This is a genomic window from Ramlibacter sp., from assembly GCF_035548915.1.
Classification (GTDB): Bacteria; Pseudomonadota; Gammaproteobacteria; order Burkholderiales; family Burkholderiaceae_C; genus Ramlibacter.
Window position 1 is genome coordinate 27,621 of the sequence record NZ_DASZSE010000053.1, and the last position, 24,578, is coordinate 52,198.

21 protein-coding genes are annotated in these 24,578 nt (G+C 67.8%); 11 read left to right on the plus strand and 10 right to left on the minus strand.

What is annotated here, in order from left to right; all coding sequences use genetic code 11:
* Window positions 1-2 precede the first annotated feature (2 nt).
* From ybgC to VHA82_RS23815, 5 genes are all read left to right on the plus strand, one after another.
* On the plus strand, window positions 3-401 hold the full coding sequence (gene ybgC / locus VHA82_RS23795; protein ID WP_325548004.1) for a tol-pal system-associated acyl-CoA thioesterase: 399 nt from the start codon (window positions 3-5) through the stop codon (window positions 399-401).
* Window positions 398-1,099, plus strand: coding sequence for a protein TolQ (gene tolQ / locus VHA82_RS23800; RefSeq protein ID WP_325547875.1), 702 nt, complete (start codon window positions 398-400; stop codon window positions 1,097-1,099). Before ybgC ends, tolQ begins: the two co-directional genes overlap by 4 nt.
* A gap of 550 nt (window positions 1,100-1,649) precedes the next feature.
* Entirely contained in the window at window positions 1,650-2,075 is a 426-nt protein-coding gene (locus VHA82_RS23805; RefSeq protein ID WP_325547877.1) for a biopolymer transporter ExbD, read from the plus strand.
* A gap of 13 nt (window positions 2,076-2,088) precedes the next feature.
* A complete protein-coding gene (locus tag VHA82_RS23810) occupies window positions 2,089-2,952 on the plus strand; it encodes an energy transducer TonB (protein ID WP_325547880.1) in 864 nt (287 codons plus the stop codon).
* A 138-nt stretch (window positions 2,953-3,090) separates the two neighbouring features.
* A complete protein-coding gene (locus VHA82_RS23815) occupies window positions 3,091-5,094 on the plus strand; it encodes a ShET2/EspL2 family type III secretion system effector toxin (protein ID WP_325547882.1) in 2,004 nt (667 codons plus the stop codon).
* On the opposite strand, the gene VHA82_RS23820 is transcribed toward VHA82_RS23815, so the two are convergent.
* Window positions 5,072-5,515: a hypothetical protein gene (locus tag VHA82_RS23820; protein ID WP_325547884.1), complete on the minus strand. Its 444-nt coding sequence runs from the start codon at window positions 5,513-5,515 to the stop codon at window positions 5,072-5,074. The genes VHA82_RS23815 and VHA82_RS23820 overlap by 23 nt on opposite strands.
* A gap of 237 nt (window positions 5,516-5,752) precedes the next feature.
* Here VHA82_RS23820 and VHA82_RS23825 point away from each other — a divergent pair, with 237 nt between their 5' ends.
* Complete coding sequence (locus VHA82_RS23825) at window positions 5,753-7,312, plus strand: hypothetical protein (protein ID WP_325547886.1); 1,560 nt, start codon at window positions 5,753-5,755, stop codon at window positions 7,310-7,312.
* Between the two features lie 12 nt (window positions 7,313-7,324).
* Here the strand turns inward: VHA82_RS23825 and dnaE are convergent, their stop codons facing one another.
* From dnaE to VHA82_RS23855, 6 genes are all read right to left on the minus strand, one after another.
* Window positions 7,325-10,783, minus strand: coding sequence for a DNA polymerase III subunit alpha (dnaE, locus tag VHA82_RS23830; protein WP_325547888.1), 3,459 nt, complete (start codon window positions 10,781-10,783; stop codon window positions 7,325-7,327).
* Between the two features lie 248 nt (window positions 10,784-11,031).
* The gene (locus VHA82_RS23835; protein WP_325547891.1) at window positions 11,032-12,717 is read right to left on the minus strand and encodes a 7TM-DISM domain-containing protein; all 1,686 of its coding nucleotides are present in this window, start codon (window positions 12,715-12,717) and stop codon (window positions 11,032-11,034) included.
* 101 nt (window positions 12,718-12,818) lie between these two features.
* A complete protein-coding gene (locus tag VHA82_RS23840) occupies window positions 12,819-13,715 on the minus strand; it encodes a pirin family protein (protein ID WP_325547894.1) in 897 nt (298 codons plus the stop codon).
* A 5-nt stretch (window positions 13,716-13,720) separates the two neighbouring features.
* Window positions 13,721-14,275, minus strand: coding sequence for a flavodoxin family protein (locus tag VHA82_RS23845; RefSeq protein ID WP_325548006.1), 555 nt, complete (start codon window positions 14,273-14,275; stop codon window positions 13,721-13,723).
* A 37-nt stretch (window positions 14,276-14,312) separates the two neighbouring features.
* The gene (locus VHA82_RS23850) at window positions 14,313-14,798 is read right to left on the minus strand and encodes a DoxX family protein (RefSeq protein ID WP_325547896.1); all 486 of its coding nucleotides are present in this window, start codon (window positions 14,796-14,798) and stop codon (window positions 14,313-14,315) included.
* A 28-nt stretch (window positions 14,799-14,826) separates the two neighbouring features.
* Window positions 14,827-15,531 carry a pirin family protein gene (locus VHA82_RS23855; protein WP_325547898.1) on the minus strand — a complete coding sequence of 235 codons (705 nt, stop codon included), beginning with the start codon at window positions 15,529-15,531 and terminating at the stop codon, window positions 14,827-14,829.
* A 105-nt stretch (window positions 15,532-15,636) separates the two neighbouring features.
* Between VHA82_RS23855 and VHA82_RS23860 the strand changes: the two genes are divergently transcribed.
* From VHA82_RS23860 to VHA82_RS23875, 4 genes are all read left to right on the plus strand, one after another.
* Entirely contained in the window at window positions 15,637-16,578 is a 942-nt protein-coding gene (locus VHA82_RS23860) for a LysR family transcriptional regulator (RefSeq protein WP_325547900.1), read from the plus strand.
* Window positions 16,575-17,540, plus strand: coding sequence for a tRNA glutamyl-Q(34) synthetase GluQRS (gluQRS, locus tag VHA82_RS23865; protein ID WP_325547902.1), 966 nt, complete (start codon window positions 16,575-16,577; stop codon window positions 17,538-17,540). Before VHA82_RS23860 ends, gluQRS begins: the two co-directional genes overlap by 4 nt.
* Complete coding sequence (gene trmB / locus VHA82_RS23870; RefSeq protein WP_325547905.1) at window positions 17,537-18,241, plus strand: tRNA (guanosine(46)-N7)-methyltransferase TrmB; 705 nt, start codon at window positions 17,537-17,539, stop codon at window positions 18,239-18,241. Before gluQRS ends, trmB begins: the two co-directional genes overlap by 4 nt.
* 107 nt (window positions 18,242-18,348) lie before the next feature.
* On the plus strand, window positions 18,349-19,503 hold the full coding sequence (locus tag VHA82_RS23875; protein ID WP_414708694.1) for an ABC transporter substrate-binding protein: 1,155 nt from the start codon (window positions 18,349-18,351) through the stop codon (window positions 19,501-19,503).
* Between the two features lie 37 nt (window positions 19,504-19,540).
* On the opposite strand, the gene alaS is transcribed toward VHA82_RS23875, so the two are convergent.
* Genes alaS through VHA82_RS23890 form a run of 3 tightly spaced genes read right to left on the minus strand, consistent with a single transcriptional unit; the run spans window position 19,541 to window position 22,870 of the window.
* Entirely contained in the window at window positions 19,541-22,168 is a 2,628-nt protein-coding gene (alaS, locus tag VHA82_RS23880; protein WP_325547907.1) for an alanine--tRNA ligase, read from the minus strand.
* 28 nt (window positions 22,169-22,196) lie between these two features.
* Window positions 22,197-22,625 (minus strand): type II toxin-antitoxin system VapC family toxin, encoded by a 429-nt coding sequence (locus VHA82_RS23885; RefSeq protein WP_325547910.1) that lies wholly within the window; start codon window positions 22,623-22,625, stop codon window positions 22,197-22,199.
* The gene (locus tag VHA82_RS23890; protein ID WP_325547913.1) at window positions 22,622-22,870 is read right to left on the minus strand and encodes a type II toxin-antitoxin system prevent-host-death family antitoxin; all 249 of its coding nucleotides are present in this window, start codon (window positions 22,868-22,870) and stop codon (window positions 22,622-22,624) included. The genes VHA82_RS23885 and VHA82_RS23890 overlap by 4 nt, the downstream gene beginning before the upstream one ends.
* 168 nt (window positions 22,871-23,038) lie before the next feature.
* Here VHA82_RS23890 and VHA82_RS23895 point away from each other — a divergent pair, with 168 nt between their 5' ends.
* The gene (locus tag VHA82_RS23895; RefSeq protein WP_325547915.1) at window positions 23,039-24,517 is read left to right on the plus strand and encodes an NAD-dependent succinate-semialdehyde dehydrogenase; all 1,479 of its coding nucleotides are present in this window, start codon (window positions 23,039-23,041) and stop codon (window positions 24,515-24,517) included.
* Window positions 24,518-24,578 lie beyond the last annotated feature (61 nt).

Genomic DNA, 24,578 nt, shown 5'->3' on the forward strand with positions numbered 1-24,578 from the left:
CGATGTTCGAGTTCCCGATCCGCGTCTACTGGGAAGACACCGATGCGGGCGGCATCGTCTTCTATGCGAACTACCTGAAGTTCTTCGAGCGCGCGCGCACCGAGTGGCTGCGCTCGCTCGGCGTGCAGCAGGCGGGCCTGCGCGAGGCGACGGGCGGCATCTTCGTCGTGAGCGAGACGGCGGTGCGGTTCCTGAGGCCCGCGCGGCTGGACGATGAACTTCTTGTTACGGCGCGGCTCGAATCGGCAGGCCGGGCCTCTCTGATAATCGCGCAGCGGGCGTCGCTGCGCGCGGCCGGCGCCCTGCTCGCGGAGGGGACCATCCGGATCGGCTGGGTCGATGCCGCGTCGCTGAAGCCGGGGAGGATTCCGCCGGCCATCCTGGAACGTTTGTACCCATGAATCAAGACCTGTCGATCGTGCAACTGGTGCTGGGCGCGAGCTGGGTGGTGCAGCTCGTGATGCTCCTGCTCGTGCTCGTGTCGATCACGAGCTGGGCGGCGATCTTTCGCAAGCTTTTCGCGCTGAAGCGGGTGAAGTCGCTGAACGACGCGTTCGAGCGCGAGTTCTGGTCGGGCACGAGCCTGAACGACCTCTTCGCCTCCGCCGCGCAGAACGCGAAGCTCGCGGGGCCGATGGAGCGCATCTTCGCCTCCGGCATGCGCGAATACCAGAAGCTGCGGGAGCGGCGCATCAGCGACGCGGGGACGCTGCTCGACGGCGCGCGCCGGGCCATGCGCGCGAGTTACCAGCGCGAGGTGGATGCGGTGGAGCAGAACCTCTCGTTTCTCGCCTCGGTGGGATCGGTGTCACCCTACGTCGGGCTCTTCGGGACGGTGTGGGGGATCATGCATGCGTTTACCGGGCTGGGGGCGCTGCAACAGGTGACGCTCGCGACTGTCGCGCCGGGTATCGCGGAGGCACTGGTGGCGACGGCGATCGGCCTCTTCGCGGCGATCCCGGCGGTGGTCGCCTATAACCGCTTTGCGCGCGACATCGATCGCGTCGCGATCAAGCTGGAGACTTTTATCGAGGAGTTCTCCAACATCCTGCAACGCAACCTCGGGGCGCAGACGCCCTCTTCGGCTTCGGGGCACTGAGCCATGTTCGGTATGGACCCGTGCCTGGTTCGAATGCCCCTGCAGGGCGGCACCTCGCGGGGCCTTCCGCATCGGTCTCGGACTCGGGTTCCATTGCCCCTGCAGGGCAGCACCTCGCTTTCCTCATCTCTCCCCCCCGCCCCTCTCTTCCCCAGCGGGAAAGAGAGGGGAGCCAACACGGACAGCCGATTTGACCTCGGCCCCACGGCAAGGACCACACAGCGGCACGGCCAGTCGACAAACCACGGACGCGGCGAATTCGAATATCACGACTGCCACCTCCCTCCACACATCGCCATCCCCCCGAACGCAGACACCGTCATCCCCGCGAACGCAGGCACCGTCATCCCCCCATACATCGTCATCCCCCCATGCACCGTCATCCCCCCATGCACCGTCATCCCCCCATGCACCGTCATCCCCGCGAACGCGGGGATCCAGGGATTCCCGCGGCACCGAATTCCCGCTTTCACGGGAATGACGGGCAGTAGCGCAGGCCCTCGCCTCTCCGGGGGTTCTGCCCCTTGCCGCCAACACAGGCCCCACTGACATGCCCGCCGTCGCCCACCGCGGCCAACGCCGCCGCACGATCAACGAGATCAACATGGTCCCGTTCATCGACGTCATGCTCGTGCTCCTCATCATCTTCATGGTGACCGCGCCCCTCATCACACCCAGCATGATCGACCTCCCCTCGATCGGAAAAGCAGCCCGCCAGCCCGACGAGGTGATCCAGGTCATCGTCGCGAAAGACGAACACCTGGAACTGAAACAGAAAGACAAGTCCGGCCCGGTGCAACTCGCCGACATCGCGCCACGCGTGAGGGCGGTTCAGGCCGCCGCGCCCGCGGGCAGCGTAGCCGTGGTGATCAGCGCCGACCGCAACGTGAAGTACGAAACCGTGGTGAAGGTGATGGATACGCTGCAGCGCGCAGGCGTGCAGCGAGTCGGCCTCTCGGTGCAGGTCGCGAAGTAGGACACGACAGCAGATGGACGTCGCCGCCGAGCGTTCCGAATTCGCACCGCCCCCGCAGCCAGGGCTCGTGAGAGGCTTCCTGCTGGCTTTGCTCGCGCACGCACTCCTCCTCGTCGCCCTGACCTGGGGTCTGCGGTGGCAGCGCGAAGCACAGGACGTCTCGGCCGAAGCCGAACTCTGGTCGGCAGTACCGCAACAGGCCGCACCGAAGGAGATCGCGCCGCCACCGCCGCCTCCGCAACCCGTGCAAAAGGTCGAACCGAAACCCGAGCCCCCGAAGCCGCGCGAGCCGGACATCAACCTCGAACGCGACAAGCAGAAGCGAATCGAGGCGTTGAAACGCGCGCGAGACGAGGAACTGCGCGAGCAACGCGAACGCGAACGCGCTCAGGCACTGAAGCGCGAGCAGGAGCAGCAGCGCCTGGCCGAGGAAAGACGCCAGAAGCTCGAGGAGGAACGCGAAAAGGAGCGAGAGAAGAAGCGCAAGGAAAAGCTCCAGGAAGAGCGCCTCGCAAAGCTGCGCGACGAGAACCTGAAGCGCCTGCAGGGCATGGCCGGCGGCACGGCAACGACGCCTTCGCCCGGCGCAGCCGCACGTTCGAGCGGGCCTTCGAGCAGCTGGGGCTCGCGCGTGCGCGCGCGGGTGAAGCCCAACATCGTCTTTGCCGACGACGTGCGGGGCAATCCCACGGCCGAAGTGGAAGTGCGCCTCGCGCCGGACGGCACGATCGTCGGCAAGCGCCTCGTGAAGTCCAGCGGCGTCGGGGCATGGGACGACGCGGTCCTGCGCGCGCTCGACAAGACCGAAGTGCTGCCTCGCGACACCGACGGGCGCGTCCCCTCGCCCGTGATCCTGGAGTTCCGGCCGAAGGATTGAATCCGCAGGGTCCAGTTGCGTGGGCGCTCCACTGATGTTTCAATGCGCAAGGCCAGGGAGCGTGAGCCAGGATTGTCGAGGAGTGTCCTCGTGGATGTGCACCGTGGCGCCAATGCCTCGTCTCAGGTTGCGTCGCCTGTGCCAGAAGATGCCGTTGCGGCCCACCAGACCGCTGACAGCGCCCGGCGATCGCCTCGCGAGGAGCTCACCACCCTTCTGGAGCAGCAGTTCAAGCTGCCGAAGTTTCGCCGCATCGCCGCCCATCTCGTCCCCGCCGCGGTGGCCGACGCGCTCATTGCCTGCGTGAAGACACCGCAGCTCGATCTGTCGGGCGTGACGTCCAGTCACGCATTGCTGCTCGCCAACGTGCCCGCGATCTGGGGCGTGCTGCGCCGCGAGGCCGGTCAGGCGATCACTTCGGTGCATCTGTCCGCGGACTTGAGCCACCGGCTCGCAAGTGACGGCGAGGGGAAGTTGTTCGTGGGGCTGAATTCGCTCGGACCGGATTTCGCGCATCTCGTCCTCACGGACCCGCCGGAGGGGATCGTCGATCTGCTGGCCCTCGCCCCGGAGTCGGGGCCGCCGCCGACGATCGAAATACGTTGTACGGTCCAGCCTCAGGCGTGGGAGGTGCGCGTGGGGCATGGCGCCGACGTCTACGCGAACTCCGCCTTCGTCTCGCAAGTGAAGTCCAGAGTCGTCTACGAAAGACGGGACGGCCCCCCGCAGACGCGAACGCTGGGCGGCCTGATCTACGACCATCAGGCGAAGGACCCCGAGCTGCGGGCCCGGGCGCGGGCCACCAAGCTCAATGGCGCGGGCACGTACGGAGACGGCGACCAGGCCGTTTGCCGGCACGGCGCCACGTGGTGGGCGACCCGCCGGTACGAGCACCGCCAGCCCGGCGGCCGCCCGTTTCCGCAAGACGTCCTCGTCGATGCGCAGGCGGTTGCGCAGCACATCGATCCGGACACGGAGGACGAGTACCTGCGCATTCGCGCCGCCGGTGCGCGAGCGCTCGTCCCTCAGGAGCACTTCGGCGACCTGTGCGCGAAACTCTTTCGCGGCCTCGCGGTGGGCGAGTCGCGCCAGTTCCTGCTGGAATCGCCCAAGCACACCATGGCCTTCGAGGTGCTGGTGAAAAGTCCCGGCGAAGACGGCGGCCCGCGCGAGGATGTCGAATTCGTGGTGAACTTCTTCGACTTCAACTTCGGAACGCAGCTGCATGAGCGCCGGGTCGATTCCGATCCCGCGAGGCTGAGCGGCAAGCGGCTGCAGGACTGGATGGCCACGGGCGACATCGCCCACCTCTTCGAGGCGGACGACGAGCCCCGGTTCTGCCTGCTCTACCCGGTGTTCGCAAAGGGCGGTCAGCCGCCCCCGCTACCCGTGGAGTTTCTCGAATTCGTGCCGCCCGAGCAGCGGCTCGCGCCTTACGTGCTGTTCGCGGGCATGCAGGAAGGCAGGCAGGACGTCGTTCGCGGCGTGCTCGAGAGCGCCCGGGCACGCCATGATTCGGGGTCGGTTCACGCGCAAGCACTGCACCAGCTCCTCGGTGCAAGCAGCGAGGGCTTCACGGCCTTCACGGGCGCACTCGCGTTTTGCCGCGGGCCCGAATGCTTCACGCTGGTCGAGCACATGCTGTCGGCGCCGGCGGACGCCATCGATCCGGCGCGGCGTCTGGCGCTTCTGGAGTCCCGCATCCCCGCGGGCTCCGAAGACGGGGAGCCACTGCTGCATGCCGTCGCGTCGGACACGGCGGACCCCGAAGACCGGATCGCGCAAATCGTCTACACGCATCTGGGAATGGTCGGCGCATCGCAGTTGCCCCACGCGGACAAGATGCTGCTCTTCACTGCGGGTCACGACGGGAGCACCGCCGCCCAGGCGGCGCTGAGCCAGGGCAATCCTACGGTGGCCGCGGCCATCGTCTGCGCCGTGCTCGAAGCACGATTGGATGCGCAGGACCTTTCGCGCGCGCTGGCCGCAGTCGGTGTGGAGATCCGCGAGGTGCTGGAGGCGCTCACCCGATCGAGCAATCCGCTGCACGCGCGGTGGGTGGGGCGTGTCCTGGATGCGATGGAGCGGTCGGGCTTTCGCCCGGATGAAGCGCGAATGCTCAGGCGGGAGTTCGCGCGATAGCGTCAGCCGAGGCGAGGTAGCCGTCGGGCGACGTGAGTCTTGGCGGCGGCAGACGTTCCGACGAAGAGCGCTCGACCAGCAGGTCCCAGCATTCGAGGCGCCTGTCCAGCGCGGGTGTGATCGCGGCAACCTGGCCACCGACGGCGCGCATTCGCCCCATCCGATCGACCGTTGGATCGATCTTCGCTGTCCCACTCCGCAGAGCACAGTGTTCCGTCTTCAGTCGCATGTACTGGTTGAAGACGCGCGTGTAGTCGGCATCGAGAAGTCTGATGCGGCGCGGGAGCGTGGCTTTTGCATGTCGGCGGCACGCCAGGCTCAGCGCGCCCACGGCGGGCGTGCCGAGGAAATCCGCGACGCGTTCGACGAGCGCGTCCGGCAGATTCGCGAAATCCGGGCGGCCGGAAGTTGCAGGGTGCATGGATTCCCTTGAAAGAGCAGGTTCACGACGAGCCGATGGCCGCGGGCGCGGCGGGCTTGCAGCGAAGTATGAAGTGGTACCCGGCTTCGCACAACGGATTCGGCCGTCGCGCGCCCTCTTCCATACTTCTGGTGGAGTCGCGGCTTCTCCACCGCGTTGACGCCCCGGTCCGCCCCTGTATCATTGCCCGCGAGCTCAGCCGTCATTGAGCACCCAGCAGTCGAGGGGGACATTCGCATGCCGTTGACGTTCACGGAAGAGATCGAGCTTCGCGCCGCCTTCATGGAAATCCAGCGCGAACGCAAGGAGTCCCTGAGGCAGATGTTCACGGGCACGCAGCTCGTGGCCAAGAGCCGCGTCGAAGACGCCAAGACGCTTGCGAAGGAAGCCAAGGCCGCCAAGGAAAAGGTCGGCGCGATTCCGGGCGTGGGCCTGCCCGAGCTCGACATGCCGTCCTTCAACGTGAAGATCTTCGACGGCATCGACCTGCGCCGCCTCGTGAACGTGCGCATCCCCACGCTGCGCCTGCCCGGCGTGGACCTGAGCTGGATCCCGGACGTGCGCCTCGGCTCGATCCCCGGCTTCAGCCTGCCCACCGTGCGGCTCAACCTGAAGGGCATCCTCAAGTACAAGGACCTCTTTCCCGACATCTCCCTGCGCGCGCTCGCGTGGCAGCTCGCGATCAAGTGGCCGGATCTCAACTTCCCGTCGCTGATGCTCGATCTGAGCCGCATCCTCGCGATCGACTTCGACTTGCTCTTCCCCGACCTGAAGGTGCACTTTCCGGAGTTCTTCCGCATCGACCTGCGCGTGTCGCTGCCGAGCGTGACGCTGCCCGACATCAACTTCCCCTCGGTCCCGAACGTCGACCTGCCCGAGATCGATCTGTCCGGCTTCGACTTCAGCGGGCTGCACGTCCCGGACGTCGACTTTCCGCGCCTGCTGAAAGTCCCGGGCTTCGACAAGGTGCTGAAGCTCCTCATGGAAGTCTTCGACAGCGTCGACCTGCACGTGATCATCGCGGAGCTCGGGGTCGAGTTCTTCACCGACTTCGTGAGTTCGGCGCTGCCGATCGTGCAGCAGGTGAAGTCGGGCGCGCAGGCGGCCCAGAGCTGGGGCAAGGCGGCGCAGGACTGGCACAAGTCGCGCAAGACGAAAAAGCAGCGCGAGTTCCTCGTGCCGGGCAACGCGCGCGATGCGTGCGACGCGGTGGGCCTCTTGCTGCGCAACAGCCGGGACGAGCATGCGGCGCTCGCCGCGATCCAGACGACGCAGCTCGCCGTCTCCACCGCCGGGCTCTTCGCGGACCTGGGCGGCGCGACGGGTCCGGCCGTGTCGGCGGCGGCGGCGGTGGCGAAGCTGCTGCAGAAGGTGATCATCATGGCCGCGCGCTACAAGGAGATGAAGGCGGTCAACAAGATTCTCTCGACCACGCCGGAGCGCGAGCTCTCCTCCAACATCTTTCAGGTGTCGCCGCTTCTGGGCTGCTACTACCTCGCGAACAACACCACGAGCACCGTCTTGAACGTGATGTCGGACAACATCCTGGAAGACGACTGGATGACCGAGTGGGAAGGCAACAAGCGGCGCCACCTCGAGCCTCTCTTGCGCGAGTGCACGCGCTTCATCTCCGAGTCGCGCTACGTGCTCACGCCGCTGCGGCAGACGCAAGGGATGTACGTGAAGCTCGGGTTCACCGAGAAGCTGAAGAAGGGCGCGGAGCTGTACGTGAAGAAAAAGCTCGGGCGTGCGCCGCAGCATGCGACGGTGCCGTCGCACCGGTTCGTGGGGCGGTAGGGCCCGGCCGGCTCACTCGTACACGACCTGCGCCGCGCCGCGGTCGGCCTGCGCCATCCAGCTCGCGAGCGCCGCATCGCTCGGAAAGAACTTCGCCTGCTCGCCGAGCTGCAGCTCCACCGTGGCCGCATCGCGCTGCACATACATGCGCACCGGCAGCCCCCGCACGAGCTCGCCCTGCTCCGACATCTCGCGCTTCGGCGGAAACTCCCGCACCAGCCGCTGCACGTCCGGCGCCACGCCGTTCACCGCGACACGCAGATACTTGCCGAAGCGGCAGCGCGCCGTCGCGAGGTCCCAGATGCTGTTCACGTTCAGCCGGAAGCCGCCCGAGAAGCGATCGGGCTGCAGCTTGCCCTGCACGACGACCAGCTCGTCGTCCTTCAGCCAGTGCTTGTGGGCACCGAACACCGACTCGTCGGCCGCCGCTTCGATCATGTCCGTCTTGTCGTCGAGCTTGAAGAGCGCGAGCCTGCCGCGCTGGCCGTTGATCACGCGCCAGTCGCTCACGATGCCGGCCAGCACGAGCGGCTCGCGCGTGTCCACGAGCTCGTCGATGCGGCGCTTCACGAAGCGCCGCACCTCGAGCGCGACCTCGTCGAAGAGATGGCCCGACAGATAGAAGCCAAGCGCCGTCTTCTCGAAGCCGAGCCGCTCCTTCACGCCCCAGGGCGTCGCCTCCACGAGGTCCGGCTCCTGCGTGCTCGCCGCATGCGAATCCGCCATGTCGAAGAGGCCGCCTTGCAGCGCGTTCGCCTCCATCGTGTTCGCGAAATCGAATGCGCGATCGATCGAGGCCACGAGCGACGCGCGATTGCGATCGAGCGAATCGAACGCGCCCGCCTTGATGAGCGCCTCCACCGTGCGCTTGTTGATGCGCGTGCGGTCCACGCGGCAGCAGAAGTCGTAAAGGGAAGTGAACGCGCCACCTTCCTGCCGCGCGTTCACGATGGCATCGATCGCGAGGTGGCCCGTGCCCTTGATCGCGCCCAGCCCGTAGCGGATCACCTTGTCGCTCACGGGCTCGAAGCGGTAGACGCCGCGGTTCACGTCGGGCGGCTCGAACGCGAGCCCGAAGTTCTTGCAGGCGTCCTCGAACAGCACCTTCAGCTTGTCGGTGTTGTCCAGCTCCACCGTCATGTTCGCGCAGTAGAACTCGGCGGTGTAGTGGACCTTCAGCCAGGCCGTGTGATACGCGAGCAGCGAGTACGCGGCCGCATGCGACTTGTTGAAGCCGTAGCCCGCGAACTTCTCCATCAGGTCGAAGATTTCGTCGGCCTTGCCGGGGTCGATGCCGTTCCTGGCCGCGCCTTCCCGGAAAATCTCACGGTGCCGCGCCATCTCCTCGGGCTTCTTCTTGCCCATGGCGCGGCGCAGCAAGTCCGCGCCGCCGAGCGAATAGCCGCCCAGGATCTGCGCGGCCTGCATCACCTGCTCCTGGTAGACGATGATCCCGTAGGTTTCGCGCAGCACGCCTTCCAGCAGCGGGTGCGGATACGCGACTTCCTCGCGGCCGTTCTTGCGCGCGCAAAAGCTCGGGATGTTCTCCATCGGGCCGGGGCGGAACATCGCGTTCAGCGCGATCAGGTCCTCCAGGCGCGTGGGCTTCGCGTCGCGCAGCATGCCCTGCATCCCGCGCGATTCGAACTGGAACACCGCTTCGGTCTTGCCGTCGGTGAAGAGCCGGTAGGTGTGCGGATCGTCGAGCGCGACGCGCTCGAACGCGAAGTCTTCCTGCCCCTTGTGGCGCGCGCGGATGAAGTCCTTCGCGAGCTCGAGGATGGTGAGCGTCGCAAGCCCCAGGAAGTCGAACTTCACGAGACCGGCCGCCTCCACGTCGTCCTTGTCGTACTGCGACACCGCGGAGTCGCTGCCGGGCTGCTGGTAAAGCGGCGTGAAGTCGGTGAGCTTGCCCGGCGCGATGAGGACGCCGCCCGCGTGCATGCCGACGTTGCGCGTGAGCCCTTCGAGCTTCTGCGCGAGATCGAGAAGGGTGCGGACTTCGTCTTCCTTCTGGTAGCGCTCGGCGAGCTGCGGCTCCTGCGCAAGCGCATCGGCGATGGTGATGTGCGTGCCCGGCTTGTTCGGGATCAGCTTGCTGATGCCGTCGCAGAACGTGTAGCTCATGTCGAGCACGCGTCCCACGTCGCGCACGGCCGCACGCGCGGCCATGGTGCCGAAGGTGGCGATCTGGCTCACCGCGTCGCGCCCGTACTTTTCCTTCACGTATTCGATCACGCGGTCGCGGTTGCCCTGGCAGAAGTCGATGTCGAAGTCGGGCATCGACACGCGCTCGGGGTTCAGGAAGCGCTCGAAGAGCAGGTTGTACGCGAGCGGGTCGAGGTCGGTGATCTTCAGCGCGTAGGCCACGAGCGAGCCCGCGCCCGAGCCGCGCCCGGGTCCCACGGGGCAGCCGTTGTTCTTCGCCCAGTTGATGAAGTCGCCCACGATCAGGAAGTAGCCGGGAAAGCCCATCTTCAGGATGGTCGCGATTTCGAACTCGAGCCGTTCCTCGTAGCGCGGCCGCTCCCGTTCGCGCTGCGCGGGGTCGGCAAAGAGATGCAGCAGGCGGTCCTTCAGCCCTTCGTGCGAGGCGTATCGGAAGTACTCCTCGATCGGCATCGCGTTGGGCGTGGGGAAGTCGGGCAGGCGCGGCTTGCCGAGGTCCAGCACGAGATTGCAGCGCTTGGCGATCTCCACGGTGTTCGCGATGGCCGAGGGGATGTCCGCGAAGAGCGCCTGCACGCTCGCGGCCGGCTTGAACCATTGCTCGCGCGTGAAGCGGCGCACGCGGCGCGAGTTGCCGAGGATCTCGCCTTCGGCGATGCACACGCGCGCCTCGTGCGCTTCGTAGTCGTCCTCGGTCGTGAACTGCACGGGGTGCGTCGCGACCACCGGCAGCTTCAGGCGCGCGGCGAGCTGCACCGTCGCGGCCACGTGGGCTTCGTCCTCGTGGCGGCCGGCGCGCTGCACTTCGAGGTAGCACCGGTGCGGGAACATGCTGGCAAGGCGCAGGGCGACTTCGGCCGCGCGTGCCTCGTCGGCCTGCAGCAGGGCTTCTCCGACCGGGCCCGCCTGCGCGCCCGCGAGCAGGATCAGGCCTTCGCCCAGTTCGTGCAGCCACTCGGCCTTGCAGACGGCCTGTGCTTTCACGACGTTCAGGGTCCAGGCGCGCGCGAGGAGTTCGCACAGGTTGAGGTAGCCCTGGCGGTTCTGCACGAGCAGCAGCACGCGCGAGATGTGCGCGGGGTCCTTGCCGAAGCCCTGCACGGGCACCTCGCAGCCGATCACCGGCTTCACGCCCGCGCCGCGCGCTTCACGATAGAACTTGATGGCACCGAAGAGGTTGCCGAGGTCGGTGATGGCGAGCGCCGGCTGGCCGTCTTTCGCCGCGGCCTTCACGATTTCCTCGATGCGGTTGGTGCCGTCGACGACGGAGAATTCGGTGTGCAGGCGCAGGTGGACGAACATGGTGGGATTTTACGAGCGCGTGATTCGCCTTCGTCATTTCCGCGAAGGGGGGAATCCAAGGCGTTGTGTTGTGGGGCGCCCTGGATTCCCGCCCGCGCGGGAATGACGAGGCTGGGGCGATGACGCCGGCCGCGGAGGCGACAAGACCCGGCAGCCGCACCCGCACCCGCACCCGCGCACCCGCACCCGCACCCGCACCCGCACAGCCGCACCCGCGCCGCCGCGGCGCGCGCCCGCGGCACGCGCCCTCACACCGTCGCGATCCGCTTGTTGCCTTCCATCGCCTGCGCCGCCTCCTCCATTTCGCGCAATACGTCACGAAACGGCACGGCCTTGCCGCGAATCGCGCACACGATGCGCAGATCGAAATCGTTGACCGGCGACAGCGTATCGTCGATCCGCGCGCACTGGCTCAGGATGCGCGTGGCGCACTGCACCAGCTCGTCCTGGCTGCCGCGCGTGTTGGCCAGCGCCGCGAAGCGCGTCTTCGAAAGGCGCCCGATCGCCCAGTCATTGCCGAGCACCTGCTGCAGCGCCGCGGCGAAACGCACCACCGCGCGTTCGGTGAGCACGAAGCCGTGATCGATGCTGCAGTCGTCGAACCTCGGCAGCGAGAACACCACGAGCGCAACCGGCCCGCGCCCCGCGCCCTCCTTCAGCCTCGCCGACTCGTAGGCATGCTGCAGGCCCGGGTACGAAAGCAGCGCCGTGAGCGGATCGCGGTTGGCCGCGATCGCGGCCCGCCCGAGGACGTCGCGCCCGTACCGCTCGCGGATGAAGACCCCGTGCCTCAGGACCTGCGCGCTCGCGAAAAGCGCAAGCGACGCCGCGAGCGACGTCGCGTCGAACCCCGAGCTCAGATCGAACGCGTCGTACTGCAGCGCCATCGCCACACCGAAGAGCACCACGGCAGCCGCGGGCAGCACGAGATAGCGCCCACCCCTCAGCCAGCTCACGAGGCACAGGATCGCACCCGCGAGAAAGCAGAGGGTCTCCCAGTACGCGAGCACGAGCGGCCTGAGCGAGCCGGGCAGCGCGAGGACGTGGACGAAGGCATAGCCGAGGCCGGCCAGGAGGGTCACGATCACCGCCCAGCGCTTGATCGCGAGCGCATCGAGCCGATCCAGCGATTCGGCGATGAGCGTGACAAGGAGCGCTCCCATCACGACCAGCGTGAAGTCCTTGCTTGCGTCGTTGAATTGCGGCCACTGCGGCGTGAACCAGATGGCCGTGTAGCCGGTGTTGCAGGCGACCGTCGCAAGCGACCACGTCGCATACGCAAAGAGCATCCAGCTCGCGCGGCGGCGGTACGTGATGGCCGCGACGAGGCACATGACGGCGCCCATCAGCCCGAGGCCCATCGCGATGCCGGCGAAGTTCGCCTGCAGCAGCCGCGCCTGCACGAAGGCACTCTCGGTGCGCAGCCAGATCGGCACCGCCTCGGGCTGCGCGTTCTCCACGACGACCATCACCTGAAGCGGCGCCTCGGTGAGCGTGAGGGCAAACGCGGGGAACTGCCCGAAAAAGGGCCATCGCGCAAGCGGCACGCGGTCGCCCGCCTCGGCGCTGCGCCAGGGCTTGCCCGCTTCGCGATACCACAGCTGCACGCGGTCGACGGTGGCGTCGGATGCCTCGACCACCCACACGTCGCTCTGGCGCGCCGACTGCAGCACGATGCGGCCCACGACGCGCTCGCCGGGCCGCACCTCCCAGCGATTGGCGCTCCAGTCGGTCGTGATCGCGACGGGCGCGTTCCACAGGGCATCGGGATCGGCCGCTTGCGCAACAGCTTGTGAAATCGGCAGGATGGCGACGGACATCGCCTCGGCCAGCGGCTGCTGCGGCACGGAGGGCGAAAGCTGCATCACGGGCGCGTCGGCCCATGCAGCGAGTGGAAACCACAGCAGCACCCCTATCAGGCAGACCCACGACACGTTGTTATTCGGCGCTTGCGCGCTCCTTGGTCTTGTGCGACCGAATTTAGCGGTTCGAACGCGGGCGGGCAACAGCTCGACCCGATTCAGGTCGGCCCGATTCAGGAGAGCGGCTCGGGGGGCGTGAAGCGGGTGGGCGGCAGCGCGATGAATTCGGTCTCGCCCGCGACGTGGCCCATGCGTTGCGCCTGCCAATCCTCGCTCGCGGCCACGATGCGCTCCTTGCGGCTGGAAACGAAGTTCCACCACATGTGCCGCGGCGCATCGAGCGGTGCGCCGCCGATCACGACGAGGCGCGCACCGGCGGGGGCATGCAGCACCACGGCTTGCCCCGCCGGCAGCACACCCATCACGCGCGGCTCGAGCGCGCCCTCGCCCGCATGCACGCGGCCGTCGACGCTGTAGACGGCCATCTCCGCCGCGAGCGCGGGCAGATGCATCGCGCCGCCCGCGGGCAGCGCGACGTCGAGGTACAGCGTGGGGCCGATCGCCGGCACGGGCGAGCGCACGCCGAAGGCCTCTCCCACCAGGACGCGGACTTGCGCGTCGCCCACCGCCACCACGGGAATAGCGGCCGCGGGCGTGTGCGAGAACGACGGCTCGTCTTCCTCGTGCGCGAGCGGCAGCGCCGTCCACAGCTGCAGCCCGTGATTGACGTACGAGCGCGCGCGCAGGTCGTCGGGGCGGCGTTCCGAATGCACGATGCCGCGGCCCGCGGTCATCCAGTTGATCGCGCCCGGCTCGATGCGCTGCTCGCTCCCGAGCGAATCGCGATGCATCATCGCGCCTTCGAAGAGATACGTGACCGTCGCAAGGCCGATGTGCGGATGCGGCCGCACGTCGTGGTCGGTGCCGGGCTCTTGCGTCACCGGCCCGAAGTGATCGAAGAAGATGAAGGGCCCCACGCTGCGGCGCTGCGCGGCCGGCAGCACGCGGCGAACGACGAAGCCGCCACCCAGGTCCTTCTCGTGCCCTTGCAGGCGCAGCAGCTCGTCCATGCGCATCAGCCTTTCATTCGCGAGGCGACCGCCGCCACGCGTTCGCCCAGCAGGCGCCCGGTCTCGAGATCGCCCGAGGACATCGCCTCGGCGCTCGCGTCCACCGGCGACTGCGACATCGCGCCCGCGTAGCCGCCCACGTAGTTCACGTCGTCGCGCCGCGCCGTGCGCAGGTTGCTCGGCATGAGCCCGAGCCCCACCCAGACCATCCCATGCTGCATCGCCAGCGTGAAGAGCGCGACGATCGTGTTGAACTTGTCGCCCGCCATCGCGCCGCTGTTGGTGAAGCCCGCGGCCACCTTGTCCTTCCATTCGTACGCATAGAACGGCCTGGAGGAAGCATCCGCGAATTTCTTGAACTGCCAGCTCACGCTGCCCATGTAAGTGGGCGAGCCGAAGATGATGGCGTCGGCCGCCTTGAGCAGCTCCCACCCCTCGGGCGGGAGGTTCCCCTCGGCATCGATCGCGAGAAGCCGCGCCTGCGCCCCGTCGGCCACCGCCTGCGCCATGCGCTGGGTGTGGCCGTAGCCGGAGTGGTAGACGACGACGATGTCGGGGATGGCGCGCATCCCCTGATCGTACCGGAGCCTTCCGCGCTCAGCCCCTGCGGCGCTGCCCGTCGACGCTCAGGAAGCCGGGCCCGAACGCGGCGAGCGCAAGAAGGCCGCCCATGATCGCGAGGTTCTTGTCGAAGTTGATCTTCTGCATCGCCGCCTGCGCCTCGGGCGCGGCCCAGTAGTTGTGGAACACGGGCGTGATCACGGCGACGAAGACCGCCAGACCCAGCGCCGCCCAGCGCGCCTTCCATCCGAAGAGCATGAGAAGCCCGAGCCCGAGCTCGCAGAAGATCGCGATCGCCGCGCACACCTCGGGCAGCGGCACGCCCTTGGATGCGATGTAGCCCGCGGTGCCCGCGAAGCCGACGAGCTTGCCCCAGCCGGCGGGGATGAACATGTAGGCGATGAGAAGCCGGCCGGCGAGGGCCAGCCAGTTCTGCGCCGCGGTGAGTTCGCCGGAGGCGAACGGCTCGTCGGCGCCGAAGAAACCGCGCGGACGGGTGAGGGTTGTGCTGGTCGAGTTCATGGTTTGCTCCTGTCGGATTTCGATGAGTTCACTGCGCGGCGAGATCGAACGCCAGGACCTCGGCCTGCTTTCCGTTGGACACGGTCACGCGCGATTCGTTGTCGAGCATGGCGGCGTCGCCGGCCGCGAGATGCTTGCCGTTCACGTCGAGCTCGCCGCGGATGAGATGCACGTACGCCTTGCGCCCGGGCGCGATCCGCAGCTCGGCGGATTCGCCGCCGTCGAAAAGCCCCGCGTAGATACGCGCATCGGCATGGATGAGGACGGAGCCTTCGGCCGCGTCGGGCGACGCCACGAGCCGCAGCGTGCCGCGCTTTTCGGCATCGTCGAACCGTTTCTGTTCGTAGCTGGGTTCGATCCCCGTTACGTTCGGCTCGATCCAGATCTGCAGGAAATGCGTGGTCTCGTCCTTCGCATGGTTGAACTCGCTGTGCATCACGCCCCGGCCCGCGCTCATGCGCTGCACGTCCCCGGGCGGAATGCCCTTCACGTTGCCCATCGTGTCCTTGTGCGCGAGTTCGCCCGCGAGCACGTAGCTCACGATTTCCATGTCGCGGTGGCCGTGCGTGCCGAAGCCGGTGCCCGGCGCGATGCGGTCCTCGTTGATGACGCGCAGGTTCCCCCAGCCCATGTGCTCGGGGTCGTAGTAGCCGGCGAAAGAGAAACTGTGGAAGGACTTGAGCCAGCCGTGGTCGGCGTGGCCGCGGTCCTGGGACTTGCGGATGGCGAGCATGTTGCGCTCCTTTCGATACCGCCGATTTTGGGCCGCGCACGAACGCCGACAGCGGCGCGGCTTTGATGGCATCATTCAATTCGTTTGAACGTGCAAGCCGCGACCATGCAAACTCACCGCGAGGCGCTCACGCCCGACGCGCTCGGGCTGCTGCAGGCCGTGGCGCGCACCGGCAGCTTCGCGGCCGCGGCGCGCGAGCTCGGCCTGGTGCCGAGCGCCGTCACGTACCGCGTGCGCCAGATCGAGGACGCGCTCGACGTGCTGCTTTTCGACCGCAGCTCGCGCCAGGCGAAGCTCACGGCGGCCGGCGGCGAATTGCTGCGTTCGGGCGAACAGCTGCTGCGGGAGATCGATGCGGTCGCGCATCGCGTGAAGCGCGTGGCCACCGGGTGGGAGGCGCAGCTCACGATCGCGGTGGACACGGTCATCTCCTGCTCCACCGTGATGGAGCTCGCGCAGGCCTTCTGCGACCTCGCGCCCACCACGCGATTGCGGCTGCGCGACGAGACGCTCTCGGGCACGCTCGATGCGCTCATCTCGGGCGAGGCCGACCTCGCGCTCGGTGTCGTGGCCGAGCCCGGCAACACGCCGGGCGTGCACAGTCACCTGCTCGGCGAGCTGCCCTTCGTCTACGCGGTGGCGCCGCATCATCCGCTTGCCGCCGCAAAGGAGCCCTTGAAGGACGAAGTGCTGCGGCTTCACCGGCAAGTCGTCGCGGCGGACTCCACTTCGCGCGGCACGCCGATCACGCGTGGCCTGCTCGCGGGGCAGGACGTGTTCACCGTGCCCACGATGCGCGCGAAGCTCGATGCGCAGCTGCGCGGCATGGGCGGCGGCTTCCTGCCGCAGCCGATGGCGCGCCCCTACGTGGAGACGGGCCGGCTCGTCGTGAAGCGCGTCGAACGGCCGACGCGCAACGTGCGCCTGAGTTACGCGTGGCGCGTGGCGACCGGCACGAGCGGACGCGGCCTGCAGTGGTGGCTGAAGCAGCTCGAAAGCCCGGCGACGCGCGAGGCGCTGCTTGCGCGGCACCGGGAGCCTTCATGAGCGCTTCCGGGGGTGGGGGCATCGCGAGCCGCTCTGGCGCGCCTTATCGCGGCCTTGATCGCGGCCTTGATCGCGGCCTTGATCGCGGCCCCAATCGCGCGACTTATCGCGGCCGCTTCGCCCCCTCCCCCACCGGCCCGCTTCACGCCGGCTCCTTCGTCGCGGCCCTCGCCTCCTTCCTCGACGCACGCGCTCACGGCGGCACGTGGATCGTCCGCATCGAAGACGTCGACGTGCCGCGCTCGGTGCCCGGCGCGGCCCGCACGATCCTCGCGCAGCTCGCGGCATGCGGCCTCGTGAGCGACGAAGCCCCCGTGTGGCAGTCCCAGCGCACGGCCTTGTACGAAGCCGCATTGCAGCGCCTCGTTTCAGCGGGAAGCGCCTACCCCTGCGCCTGTTCGCGCAAGGACATCGAACGCGCGCTCGCGGCGCTCGGCCGCACGCGAGGCCGCAACGAAGAGCTCGTCTACCCCGGCACCTGCCGCGGCGGCCTGCAGGGCCGCGAACCGCGCGCCTGGCGATTTCGCGTGCGCGACGGCGTGACCCGCTGGCAAGACCGCCGCCTCGGTGAGCAGCAGCAAGACGTTGCGCGGGAGGTCGGCGACTTCGTGCTGAAGCGCGCCGACGGCTGCTTCGCCTACCAGCTCGCGGTGGTCGTCGACGACGCGGACCAGGGCATCACGCACGTCGTTCGAGGCATGGACCTCGCGGACAACACCGCGCGGCAGATCCAGTTGCAGCAGGCGCTTGGCGTGGCGACGCCCGAGTACCTGCACACCCCGCTCGTGCTCGCGCCCGATGGCGAGAAGCTCTCGAAGCAAAACGGCGCGCAGGCGGCCGACGTCTCCGAGCCGCTGCGGACCTTGCGTGAAGCGGGACGCGTGCTCGGCATCGAAGTGCCCGCGGCAAGCGCGGCCGAATGGCTGGAACGCGCGGCGGGAGCGTGGACAATTCCGGCATGACCGACGAAGACCCGAACGCGCCGCAGAGCGCGCCCCACTCCCGGGCGATCCGCAGCTTCGTGCTGCGCACGGGCCGCACCACGGCCGGACAGGCGCGCGCGCTGCAATCGCTCGGGCCGCGATTCTCGATTGCCTACGCGCCGCAGCCGCTCGACTTCGCGCGGGTCTTCGAGCGCGAAGCGCCCGTCATCCTCGAAATCGGCTTCGGCATGGGCGAGGCCACCGCGCACATCGCCGCGCTCATGCCGCAGAAGAACTTCCTTTGCTGCGAGGTGCATTCGCCGGGCGTGGGCGCGCTGCTCAGGCGCATCGGCGAGCAGGACCTGCGCAACGTCCGCATCGTGCAGCACGACGCCGTCGACGTGCTGGAGCACATGGTGCCGCCCGATTCGCTCGCGGGCGTGCACATCTTCTTTCCCGATCCGTGGCACAAGCTGCGCCACCACAAGCGCCGGCTGATCCAGCCGCCGTTCGCGGCGGTGCTCGCCGCGCGCCTGCAGCGCGGCGGCTACGTGCATTGCTCGACCGATTGGGAAGACTACGCCTCGCAGATGCTGCACGTGCTCGGTGCGCAGCCGCACCTGCACAACACGCAGCCCGGCTATGCGCCGCGGCCGCACTACCGGCCGCTCACCAAGTTCGAGCAGCGGGGCATCCGGCTGGGTCATGGCGTGTGGGACGTGGTGTTCCGCAAGACCTGAGACGCCGGCATCGGCCCATGCGGACCTCGCATGCAGTCCCGAAATTCCCTCATTGTGGGCACCCTTTGGCTGGGTTATCGTCAGTCACGCGAGAAGGAGAGTGTGCGATGACGAGGCGTAGGGTGAACGCAAGACGCAGGCAGGTGCTGGGCGGCATGGCCGCGGCGCTGGCGGCAGGCTGGGGCGGCGCGTTCGCGCAGGGCGGCGGCAAGACGCGCAAGATCGTGGTCGGACAATCGGTGCCGCTCACGGGCGCCGCCGACCAGATCGGGCTCGCGTTCGCGGGCGGCGCGAAGCTGTATTTCGACGCGTTCAATTCGCGCAAGACCAACCCCGGCTGGACCTTCGAGCTGCGCCAGCTCGACGACGGCTACAGCGCGCAGAAGGCCGCGGCCAACGCGAAGAAGCTGCTCGACGAAGGCGCGGACGTCCTCTTCGGCTTCGTCGGCACGGCCAGCAGCGATGCCGGGGCCGAAGTCGCCGTGAAGGAAGGCGCGATCTTCTTCGCGCCCTTCGCCGCCTCCGACGCGCTGCGCAACGCGGCCCACCCCAACGTCTTCCACGTGCGGCCGAGCCTCGCCGACGAGGCGTTCAAGATGGTGCGGCACTGCGCGACGCTCGGCCAGACGCGCATGGCGGTGGTCGCCGAAGACGACGCGATGGGCAAGGCCGGCCTCGCGGCGGTGCAGCAGGCGCTCGCCGAACAGAAGCTTTCGCCGCTCGTGGGCGTCGCCTTCGTGCCCGTCAACAGCGACAAGGTCGACGGCGCGGTGGCCTCGCTGCTGAAGGCCAACCCGCAGGCGGTGATCCAGGTGTCGCTCTTCAACACGACCGCGGCCTTCATCCGCAAGATGCGCAAGACCGGCTACGCGGGCGCGTTCATGAACTTCTCGGTGGTCGGCATCGACCCGCTTTTTTCCGCGCTCGGCAAGGACATCGGCGGCGTCGTCATCTCGCAGGTCGTGCCCTCGCCCAAGCAGTCGGCCATCCCGATCGTGAAGGAATACCTCGCGGCCATCGACACCTCCGACCAGACGCCCTCGTACGAAAGCCTCGAAGGCTTCATCGCGGCCAAGACGCTGTCCGAAGCGGTGCACCGCGCCGGCAAGAACCTCGACAAGGCGAGCCTGCAGCGGGCCATGGCCGCGATGACGGACTACGACGTGGGCGGCTTTCGCATCAACCTGCGCGCGGGCGTGCACGATTCGGTGCGCGCGATCGATCTCGTGACGATCACGCCGGAGGGGAAAGTCGTTCGCTGAGCAAGATCGCTCCACTGTGCGCGATACCGCGCACCGATCAAACTCGCTCCGCCACCCACCCCTGCACCGACTCCAGCGCCGCCGGCAGCTTCGAGGCGTCCGTGCCGCCCGCCATCGCCATGTCGGGCTTGCCGCCGCCCTTGCCGCCCACCTGCTGCGCGACGAAGTTCACAAGCTCGCCCGCCTTCACCCGGCCCATGCGGTCGGCCGTCACGCCCGCGGCGAGCTGCACCTTGCCGCCATCGACCGCCGCGAGCACGATGGCCGCGGTCTTGAGCTTGTCCTTCAGCTTGTCCATCGTGTCGCGCAGCGTCTTCGCATCCGCGCCGTCGAGGCGCGCCGCAAGCACCTTCATGCCTTTCACGTCGACCGCCTGGTTCACGAGCTCGTCGCCCTGGGAAGAAGCGAGCTTGCCCTTCAGGCCCGCGACTTCCTTTTCGAGCGTGCGCACCTGCTCCAGCACCTGCACGATGCGCGACTGCAGCTCGGCGGGCGCCGACTTCAACGTGCCGGAGGCCCGATTCACGGCATCCTCCAGCGACTGCAGATACGCGAGCGCATTCGCGCCCGTGACCGCCTCCACGCGGCGGATGCCCGCCGCCACGCCGCCTTCGCTCACGATCTTGAAGAGACCGATGTCGCCCGTGCGCTGCACGTGCGTGCCGCCGCACAGTTCGCGGCTCGTGCCGATGTCCAGCACGCGCACCGTGTCGCCGTACTTCTCGCCGAAGAGCATCATCGCGCCCGTGGCCTTGGCCGACTCGATGTCCATGATGCGCGCGAGCGTCTCGCGGTTGGCGAAAATCTCCGCGTTCACTCGCCGTTCGATTTCGCGAACCTGCTCGGGCGTGACCGGCTGGTTGTGCGTGAAGTCGAAGCGCGTCTTGTCGGCATCGACGAGCGAGCCTTTCTGCTGCACGTGCGAGCCCAGCACTTCGCGCAGCGCCTTGTGCATGAGGTGCGTCACGGAGTGATTGCGCATCGTCGCGTGGCGCCGGGCCATGTCGACCTTCGCCGTCACCGCGTCGCCCACCTTCAGCACGCCGCCGGTCGCGATGCCGCGATGGCCGAACACGTCGGCCTTGATCTTCTGCGTGTCGGCGACTTCGAACTTCGCCCCCGCCGATTCGATGATCCCCTGGTCGCCGACCTGCCCGCCCGACTCCGCGTAAAAGGGCGTCGTATCGAGCACCACCACGCCCATCTGCCCGGCCTCGAGCTGGTTGACGGGCGTCCCTTCCGCATAGAGCGCGACGACCTTCGCGGCTTCCTCCAGCTTCTCGTAGCCCGTGAAGACGTTGCCCTCGCCCGTGTATTCCAGCGCGCGGTCCATCTTGAACTTGCCCGCCGCGCGCGCCTGCGCCTTCTGGCGGTCCATCGCGGCGTCGAAGCCCGCGACATCGACCGTCACGCCGCGTTCGCGGCACACGTCGTTGGTGAGGTCCAGCGGAAAGCCGTAGGTGTCGTGCAGCTTGAAGGCGACGTCGCCGGGGAGCTCCTTCCTGCCGCCGTCGAGCGCCGCATCGAGAATCTCCATGCCGTTGGCAAGCGTTTCGTAGAAGCGTTCCTCCTCGGCCTTCAGCACCTCCATCACGCGCTGCTCGCCCTGCTTCAGGTTCGGATACGCGTCGCCCATGAGCGCGACGAGCGTCGGCACGAGCTGATGGAAGAACGGCTCCTTCCGTCCGAGCTTGTAGCCGTGGCGGATCGCGCGGCGGATGATGCGCCGCTGCACGTAGCCGCGGCCTTCGTTGGAGGGGATCACGCCATCGGCCACGAGGAAGGACGTCGCGCGGATGTGGTCGGCGATCACCTTCAGCGACGGGCTTTCGAGGTCCGTCGTGCCGGTCGCGCGCGCCGCCGCTTCGATCAGCGTCCTGAAGATGTCGATCTCGTAGTTGCTGTGCACGTGCTGCAGGATGGCCGCGAGCCGCTCCAGCCCCATGCCCGTATCGACGCAGGGCGCGGGCAGGCGCTTCACGGTGCCGTCGGGCTGCATGTCGAACTGCATGAACACGTGGTTCCAGATCTCGATGTAGCGGTCGCCGTCGGCATCCGGGCTGCCGGGCGGGCCGCCCGGAATGTGGGGGCCGTGGTCGTAGAAGATCTCCGAGCACGGGCCGCACGGCCCGGTGTCGGCCATCATCCAGAAATTGTCGGAGGCGTACTTCGCGCCCTTGTTGTCGCCGATGCGCACGACGCGTTCGGGCGAGAGGCCGATGTCCTTCGTCCAGATCTCGTAGGCCTCGTCGTCGTCGATGTAGACCGTGGCCCAGAGCTTGTCCGCCGGCAGGCCGTAGACCTTCGTGAGGAGTTCCCAGCCCCAGGCGATCGATTCCTTCTTGAAGTAGTCGCCGAAGCTCCAGTTGCCCAGCATCTCGAAGAAGGTGTGGTGGCGCGCCGTGTAGCCGACGTTTTCCAGGTCGTTGTGCTTGCCGCCCGCGCGCAGGCACGCCTGCACGGACGCCGCGCGCACGTAGGGGCGCCTGTCGGTGCCGAGGAAGACGTCCTTGAACTGCACCATGCCCGAGTTGGTGAACATGAGCGTGGGATCGTTGGCGGGCACGAGCGGGCTGGAGGCAACGACCGTGTGGCCCTTCTCCCGGAAGAAGTCGAGAAAGGTCTGGCGGATGTCGGCGACGGTGAACTGGGGGCGGGCGGTCATCTCGGGGATTTTCGTCTTGGAGGGTTCGTCACGATGCGGACGGTTGATAGAGGAGCACGCCATGGGCCTGCGCGGCGGCGGCCAGCTCGTCGTCTTTCGTCGCGAGCGGCAGCTGGCGGCGCAGGGCGAGTTCGAGGTATTGGGCGTCGTGCGCCGTGAGCCTGAAATCGAGGGCGCGCGACATCCAGAAGCCGGCATGTTCGTGCAGGCTCGCGGTTTCGATCCTGAGATCGGCCGCGAGGTCGAGCGCGTGCGAGGCGGCATCGAGCGTGATGCGGCCGTACTTCACCGCACGCGAGAGAATGTTCGCGATTTCGCTGTGCCAGAGCCACGGCACGACCGCGACGCCTTCGGAGAGCGAACGCAGCACGGCTTCGCTGTAAGGGTCGCGCTCGTCGCGGAACATCCAGCCGAGCGCAACGGAGCTGTCCAGCACGAACTCGGGGCTGTCGATCACGCGCGGCCCTCGTCGCGCAGCGCCTTCCAGTCCATGCCGAGCGTGCGACCTTCCGAAGCCTTCAGAAGCGCCTTGACCGCGGCCTTCGCGCGTGCCCGGCGTTGGCCGTTCTGCGACGCGAGGTAAGGCACGATCATGGCCACGGGCTTGTTGTGCCGCATGATCACGACTTCTTCGCCCGCCTCGGCGCGAGCGACGATCTCGCTCAGATGCGTCTTGGCTTCGAAGAGTCCGACGGCTTCCATGGGCGGGCCTCGCGAATTGGTTGATTCAACCAGATTCTACGTCAACCCTCGGCTCGTCATCCGCGGGTCTTGACGGGCGCGCTATGCTAGACGGCTGCCTGCATCGGTCGCCCGCGCACCGGTCGCCTCTTCTCTGTATGACTTTGGCATTCGCCGGAGATTCGCATCATGGACATGAAGACTTCCCCCCTTGCCCTTCTCGAGGACCCTTCCCTCTTGAAGACCGACGCCTTGATCGGCGGTGAATGGGTCCGCGGCGACGCCCGCTTCGACGTGCACGACCCGAGCAACGGTGCGAAGCTCGCCGACGTCGCCAACCTGGGCGAAATCGAAGCCGAACGCGCGGTCGAAGCCGCCAACCGCGCGTGGCCCGCATGGCGCGGCAAGACCGCGAAGGAGCGCAGCATCGTCCTGCGCAAGTGGTTCGACCTGCTCATGGCTCACCAGAACGACCTCGGCCGCATCCTCACCGCCGAACAGGGCAAGCCCTATGCCGAAGGCAAGGGCGAGATCGCCTACGGCGCGAGCTTCGTCGAGTGGTTCGCCGAGGAAGCCAAGCGCGTGAACGGCGAAACGCTGCCCCAGTTCGACAACAACCGGCGGCTCACGGTGATCCGCCAGCCGATCGGCGTGTGCGCCGCGATCACGCCGTGGAACTTCCCGCTCGCGATGATCACGCGCAAGGTCGCGCCCGCGCTGGCGGCCGGCTGCCCCGTCGTGATCAAGCCCGCCGAGCTCACGCCGCTCACGGCGCTCGCCGCGGCCGAGCTCGCGGTGCGCGCGGGCATCCCGGCCGGCGTGCTGAACGTCGTCACGGCCGATTCGGCGAACAGCATCGCGGTGGGCAAGGTGTTCTGCGCGAGCGACATCGTGCGGCACATCAGCTTCACCGGTTCCACCGAAGTCGGCCGCATCCTCATGGCGCAGAGCGCGCCGACCGTGAAGAAGCTGTCGCTCGAACTCGGCGGCAACGCGCCTTTCATCGTGTTCGACGATGCCGACATCGATTCGGCCGTCGACGGCGCGATCGCGAGCAAGTACCGCAACGCCGGGCAGACCTGCGTCTGCGCGAACCGCATCTACGTGCAGGAAGGCGTGTTCGATGCCTTCGTCGAGAAATTCGCCGCGAAGGTGAAAGGCCTGAAGGTCGGCAACGGTTTCGAGGAAGGCGTGCTGCAGGGCCCGCTCATCGAGGACGCGGCCGTGCAGAAGGTGGAGCGCCACGTGCAGGACGCCGTGAGCAAGGGCGCGAAGGTGGTGGTGGGCGGCAAAAAGCTGCAGGGCCAGTTCTTCGAGCCGACAGTCGTGGCGGGTGCCACGCGCGACATGCTGTGCGCGCGGGAGGAGACGTTCGGCCCGCTCGCGCCGGTGTTCCGCTTCAAGACCGAGCAGGAGGCGGTGGACGCCGCGAACGACACCGAGTTCGGGCTCGCGAGCTACTTCTACAGCCGCGACATCGGCCGCATCACGCGCGTGAGCGAAGCGCTGGAATACGGCATGGTCGGCATCAACGTCGGCATCATCGCGACGGAGCACGTGCCCTTCGGCGGCGTGAAGCAGTCGGGGCTCGGGCGCGAAGGCTCGCACTTCGGGATGGATGAGTATCTGGAGCTGAAGTACCTCTGCGTGGGCGACGTGCAGAAGTGACGGCGTGACGCCGTCGTTCTCCTACAGGCTTCTTCCGACCGCACCGACGCGCCTGCCAACC

Coding starts and splice junctions, on each gene's coding strand:
- VHA82_RS23810 (WP_325547880.1), top strand. CDS start 2,089: ATGGACGTCGCCGCCGAGCGTTCCGAATTCGCACCGCCCCCGCAGCCA.
- VHA82_RS23825 (WP_325547886.1), top strand. CDS start 5,753: ATGCCGTTGACGTTCACGGAAGAGATCGAGCTTCGCGCCGCCTTCATG.
- trmB (WP_325547905.1), top strand. CDS start 17,537: ATGACCGACGAAGACCCGAACGCGCCGCAGAGCGCGCCCCACTCCCGG.
- alaS (WP_325547907.1), bottom strand. CDS start 22,168: ATGACCGCCCGCCCCCAGTTCACCGTCGCCGACATCCGCCAGACCTTT.
- ybgC (WP_325548004.1), top strand. CDS start 3: ATGTTCGAGTTCCCGATCCGCGTCTACTGGGAAGACACCGATGCGGGC.
- tolQ (WP_325547875.1), top strand. CDS start 398: ATGAATCAAGACCTGTCGATCGTGCAACTGGTGCTGGGCGCGAGCTGG.
- VHA82_RS23860 (WP_325547900.1), top strand. CDS start 15,637: ATGCAAACTCACCGCGAGGCGCTCACGCCCGACGCGCTCGGGCTGCTG.
- VHA82_RS23890 (WP_325547913.1), bottom strand. CDS start 22,870: ATGGAAGCCGTCGGACTCTTCGAAGCCAAGACGCATCTGAGCGAGATC.
- VHA82_RS23820 (WP_325547884.1), bottom strand. CDS start 5,515: ATGCACCCTGCAACTTCCGGCCGCCCGGATTTCGCGAATCTGCCGGAC.
- dnaE (WP_325547888.1), bottom strand. CDS start 10,783: ATGTTCGTCCACCTGCGCCTGCACACCGAATTCTCCGTCGTCGACGGC.
- gluQRS (WP_325547902.1), top strand. CDS start 16,575: ATGAGCGCTTCCGGGGGTGGGGGCATCGCGAGCCGCTCTGGCGCGCCT.
- VHA82_RS23805 (WP_325547877.1), top strand. CDS start 1,650: ATGCCCGCCGTCGCCCACCGCGGCCAACGCCGCCGCACGATCAACGAG.
- VHA82_RS23840 (WP_325547894.1), bottom strand. CDS start 13,715: ATGGACGAGCTGCTGCGCCTGCAAGGGCACGAGAAGGACCTGGGTGGC.
- VHA82_RS23850 (WP_325547896.1), bottom strand. CDS start 14,798: ATGAACTCGACCAGCACAACCCTCACCCGTCCGCGCGGTTTCTTCGGC.
- VHA82_RS23895 (WP_325547915.1), top strand. CDS start 23,039: ATGGACATGAAGACTTCCCCCCTTGCCCTTCTCGAGGACCCTTCCCTC.
- VHA82_RS23855 (WP_325547898.1), bottom strand. CDS start 15,531: ATGCTCGCCATCCGCAAGTCCCAGGACCGCGGCCACGCCGACCACGGC.
- VHA82_RS23875 (WP_414708694.1), top strand. CDS start 18,349: ATGACGAGGCGTAGGGTGAACGCAAGACGCAGGCAGGTGCTGGGCGGC.